Genomic DNA, 4,483 nt, shown 5'->3' with positions numbered 1-4,483 from the left:
CAAGGTGTTCACCTTCCTCACTCAGCCGGAAATTGAGGCCTTGCAGCAGGCGCTGGCAGAACGCCCTGAACAGCGCGAAGCCCAGCGCACGCTGGCGCGGCTGATGACCGGCATGCTGCACGGCGAAACCGCCCTGGCGCGCGCCGAGCAGGCCGCTCAGGTGTTGTTTGGCGGCGCGGTGGAGGGTCTTTCGGCTGCCGAAATCGCCGAAATTTTCGCCGATGTTCCCTCCGCCCAATTGGGGAAAGATCAGTTCGGCAGCGCGGGGTTGAACATCGTGGATTTGCTGGTCAACAGCGGGATGATGAAATCGAAAGGCGAGGCGCGCCGCGCCATCAGCGAAGGCGGAGTGTACCTCAACAATCACCGCGTCAGCGAAAGCGAGCGGCAGGTGACGCTGAACGACCTGTTGGAGGGGCGTTTCCTCGTCCTGCGGCGCGGGAAAAAGACCTATTTTCTGGTTGAGGTGATTGGTTAAGCCGCGCTGCGCTTGGAATTAACGTCCTTTTGAGCGAGCGTCAGCGAGCGCGGCAATCTCCGACATGGCGGTTATGAGGACAGAGTGGGAGACTCCCGTCAGCACTGGTGAGTGTCACTTCGTTCGGAGTGACATTAATTTTTTGTTTATGTTGCTTTAGACGGAGTGACACGGCTGGTTTATGTCCTTTTGAGCGAGCGTCAGCGAGCGCGGCAATCTCCCGCACAGCCTTCTATAAGCAAGAGGGGAGATTCCCGTCAGCACTGGTGAGTGTCGCTTTGCTCGGAATGAAGTAAACCTCGGTTGTCCTTTTGAGCGAGCGTCAGCGAGCGCGGCAATCTGATTTGTGACCCCCACCCACCTCCCCCAATATCGCGAAAGCGATATTGGGGGAGGCGAAGGAAGGGGCAATTGATCAGCACGGGTGCGTTTTGCTGCGCTTGGAAGGACATTAACGAAAGTGAATAATCATCAGATGCTGGAGATTATCCCGCACATCCGGTAAAATACGCCATAATCTATCGAAAAGGATGAAAATATGGCGGTTTTGATGTTGCTGGCAGGGCTGGTGTTGTTAATCGTCGGCGGCGAGGGGCTGGTGCGCGGCGCTTCGCGGCTGGCTGCCGCACTGGGCATCTCTCCCTTGATCATCGGTCTGACGGTGGTCGCTTTCGGCACCAGCTCGCCGGAGTTTGCCGTCAGCCTGGTCGCTTCGCTCAGCGGGCAGGCCAATCTGACGGTCGGCAACATCATCGGCAGTAATATCTTCAATGTGCTGTTCATTTTGGGGCTTTCTGCGATGATCACCCCCTTGATCATCTCCCAACAGCTGGTGCGGCTGGATGTGCCGTTGATGGTGGTTGTTTCATTGCTTACCCTGCTGCTGTCTCTAGATGGGCGCTTTAGCCGGTTGGAGGGGTTGTTCTTTTTTCTCGGCTTGCTCGGTTATGTCTTCCTGCTTATTCGAATCAGTCAGCGGGAAAGCACAGAAGTCAAAGAGGAATATGAACATGAATTCGGCGGCCGTCCCCAGGGCAACGGGCGTCACATCTTCATCAACCTCCTGCTGGTAGCCGGCGGCCTGGCAATGCTGGTATTCGGTTCGCGCTGGCTGGTGCAGGGGTCGGTTGAAATTGCCCGCGCCCTGGGGGTGAGTGAACTGGTCATCGGCCTGACCATCATTGCCGCCGGCACCTCCATGCCGGAAGTAATCACCTCGGTGATTGCCAGCCTGCGCGGTGAACGGGATATTGCTGTGGGCAATGTGGTTGGTAGCAATTTGTTCAACCTGCTGGGTGTGCTGGGCCTGACCGCCCTGGTCACCCCCGGCGGCGTGGTGATTCCGGAAAGTGCGCGCCAGCTGGATTTGCCGGTGATGACCGCTGTGGCGGTGGCCTGTATCCCCATCTTTTTCTCCGGCACAAAAATTTTACGCCGCGAGGGGGCTTTGTTCTTTTTTTACTACATCGCCTACACCGCCTACCTGATTCTGGATGCCATCCGTCATCCCATCCTGCCGTTGTTTACGCAAGTCATGCTCGGTTTTGCGCTGCCGGTCACCATCCTTACGCTGGCAATTGTGATGATCCGCGTCATTGGTCAGCGCCGCCGAAGCAGCAGTCCGCTCGCCCCGCCGGGCGGCATGGATTAACCCATTGACTGCACGGCGAATCGTTCGTCCGCTTCAGCCTTCCTCGATCAATGCCAGATGGAGCGCCTCGCGCAGCGAGCGCGCCTGTTGAATTTCGATGCCCTCCGGCAGCGGCTCATTGCTTCGCACCCGGCGCGGGATGACGGCGCGCCGGAAACCCAGCTTGGCCGCCTCGCGCAGACGGGCATTCATCTGTCCTACCCAGCGCAGCTCCCCGGAAAGCCCCACCTCGCCGATCAGCACGGCGTCGGCGCGCACCGGCACATCCCGCATCGAAGAAGTGATGGCCGCCGCCAGCGCCAGATCGGCTGCCGGTTCGCTGATGCGCAGCCCGCCGACCACATTGACAAACACATCCTGATCGGCAAGGCGCAGCCCCAGCCGGCGGGTCAGCACGGCGGTAATCAGCAGCAGCCGGTTGAGGTCAACCCCGTTGGGCGTGCGGCGCGGGTTGCCGAGGTTGGAATAACTGGTCAGTCCCTGAATTTCCACCAGCAGCGGACGGGTGCCCTCCATCGTCACCGCAATCGCCGAACCCGGCGCGTTGATCATGCGTTCGGCTAAAAACAATTCGGAGGGGTTGGGCACTTCCACCATGCCGCGCTCGCGCATCTCAAACACCCCCACCTCCGAGGTGGCTCCAAAGCGGTTTTTAACCGAACGCAGCAGGCGGAAGGACTGATAGCGGTCACCTTCCAGATACAGGACGGTATCCACAATATGCTCCAGCACGCGCGGCCCGGCGATGATACCCTCTTTGGTAACATGCCCGATGACGAACACCGCCATACCGCTGGTTTTGGCCAGCTCGCGCAGGCGCGAGGCGCACTCGCGCACCTGTCCCACCGAACCGGCGCTGCTGCCCAGTTCCGGCAGATACACGGTTTGGATGGAATCAATCACCAGCAGCAGCGGCACAACGGCGCGGATATGCTCCAAAATGATTTCCAGATTGGTTTCGGTGACCAGAAACAGGTTTTCCGGCAATGGCTGAGAAGCATGGTTGTTTTGCAGCAGGCGCAGGGCGCGCATTTTGATCTGCCGCTCCGACTCCTCACCGGAAACATACAGCACGGCGGCGCCTTGGTGGGCAAAGTGGGCCGCCATTTCCAGGGTCATTTGCAGGGTAAGCGTGGACTTACCAATGCCCGGATCGCCGCCGACCAGCACAATCGAGCCCGGCACAATCCCGCCGCCCAGCACACGCGCAAATTCGGCCATGCCCAGCGGCAGGCGTTCTTCTGCATCGCCGGAAATTTCTGCCAGACGGCGCGGCTGCGACTGGCTGCTCAGCCCGCGCCCGGGTTTGGTTTTAGAAGGCGGGGCGGCAATCACCTCCTCGACCATTGTCCCGTAACTGCCGCAGGAGGGGCAGCGTCCCAGCTGGCGCGGCGAGGTGCGCCCGCAGTTCTGGCAAACAAATTGAATTAGCGTTTTCGCCACGATTCGATTATACTAGAAAAGATGAACGATAATCACTCGCTTGAGTCGCGGATGAATCAAATCCTTCAAGCCGACTGCCTGAAGGAATTGCCCACTTTTCCGGAAAACTCGATTGACTTGAGTGTGTTTTCACCCCCTTATGATGACATTCGCGACTACAAGAAAAACTGGCAGTTTGACTTTGTGGCTTTGGGCAGGGAATTGTATCGCGTAACGAAGGAGGGGGGTGTTGCCGTCGTTGTGATTGGCGATGCCACCCGCAATTTTGCCAAAACGCTGACCTCGTTTAGACTGGCAGTTAACTGGGTAGATGAAATCGGCTGGAAGTTGTTTGAAACGGTCATTTACAAACGAGACGGAAACCCGGGTGCATGGTGGAATACCCGTTTTCGGGTGGACCATGAATATGTGTTGATGTTTTTCAAAGGTCAAAAACCCAAGACCTTTCATAAAGAACATTTGATGGTGCCCAGTAAACATGCCGGTAAAATCTATACCGGCACCGACCGCCTGACCAACGGCGGTTTCAAGGTGATTCAACCGAAAGCGGTCAACCCGATGAAATGCCGCGGCACCGTTTGGCAGTATGCCACCAGCAACACCGAAGGCAACCGCCTGAAACTGCAGCACCCGGCCACCTTCCCGGATAAGCTGGCCGAAGACCTGATTCTTTGTTTCTCTGAGCCGGGCGAAATTGTCCTTGATCCGATGTGTGGAAGCGGGACAACTTGCGTCATGGCTCGTAAAAATTACCGCAACTTCATCGGTATCGAAATCAGCGCAGAGTATTGTGAAATTGCCCGCAAAAGGCTGGAAGCCCAACCAATCCGTTTTATTTTAACGTCAATTCGGGATAAATGATTTTCACATCAACTTTCGAATTTTCGTCCCCCCTCCCGCCTCCCCCAAAA

General features: G+C 57.5%; 4 protein-coding genes. 3 read left to right on the top strand and 1 reads right to left on the bottom strand.

Features of this window, described 5'->3' with window-relative positions; genetic code table 11:
• Together VAE48_RS13595 and VAE48_RS13590 are read left to right on the top strand one after the other, a co-directional pair.
• A partial coding sequence (locus tag VAE48_RS13595) for a S4 domain-containing protein (protein ID WP_322793873.1) occupies nt 1-478 on the top strand: 478 nt, incomplete at its 5' end.
• 538 nt (nt 479-1,016) lie between these two features.
• Entirely contained in the window at nt 1,017-2,129 is a 1,113-nt protein-coding gene (locus tag VAE48_RS13590) for a calcium/sodium antiporter (RefSeq protein ID WP_322793872.1), read from the top strand.
• Nucleotides 2,130-2,162: 33 nt separating this feature from the next.
• On the opposite strand, the gene radA is transcribed toward VAE48_RS13590, so the two are convergent.
• The gene (gene radA, locus VAE48_RS13585) at nt 2,163-3,572 is read right to left on the bottom strand and encodes a DNA repair protein RadA (protein WP_322793871.1); all 1,410 of its coding nucleotides are present in this window, start codon (nt 3,570-3,572) and stop codon (nt 2,163-2,165) included.
• 51 nt (nt 3,573-3,623) lie between these two features.
• Here radA and VAE48_RS13580 point away from each other — a divergent pair, with 51 nt between their 5' ends.
• Nucleotides 3,624-4,433, top strand: a complete 810-nt coding sequence (locus VAE48_RS13580; protein ID WP_322793870.1) for a site-specific DNA-methyltransferase — start codon at nt 3,624-3,626, stop codon at nt 4,431-4,433.
• The last annotated feature ends 50 nt before the right edge of the window (nt 4,434-4,483 follow it).

The organism is Bellilinea sp., from assembly GCF_034432615.1.
Lineage (GTDB): Bacteria > Chloroflexota > Anaerolineae > Anaerolineales > Anaerolineaceae > Bellilinea.
This window is presented reverse-complemented; position numbering and strand designations above follow the sequence as displayed.

Coding starts and splice junctions, on each gene's coding strand:
- VAE48_RS13590 (WP_322793872.1), top strand. CDS start 1,017: ATGGCGGTTTTGATGTTGCTGGCAGGGCTGGTGTTGTTAATCGTCGGC.
- VAE48_RS13580 (WP_322793870.1), top strand. CDS start 3,624: ATGAATCAAATCCTTCAAGCCGACTGCCTGAAGGAATTGCCCACTTTT.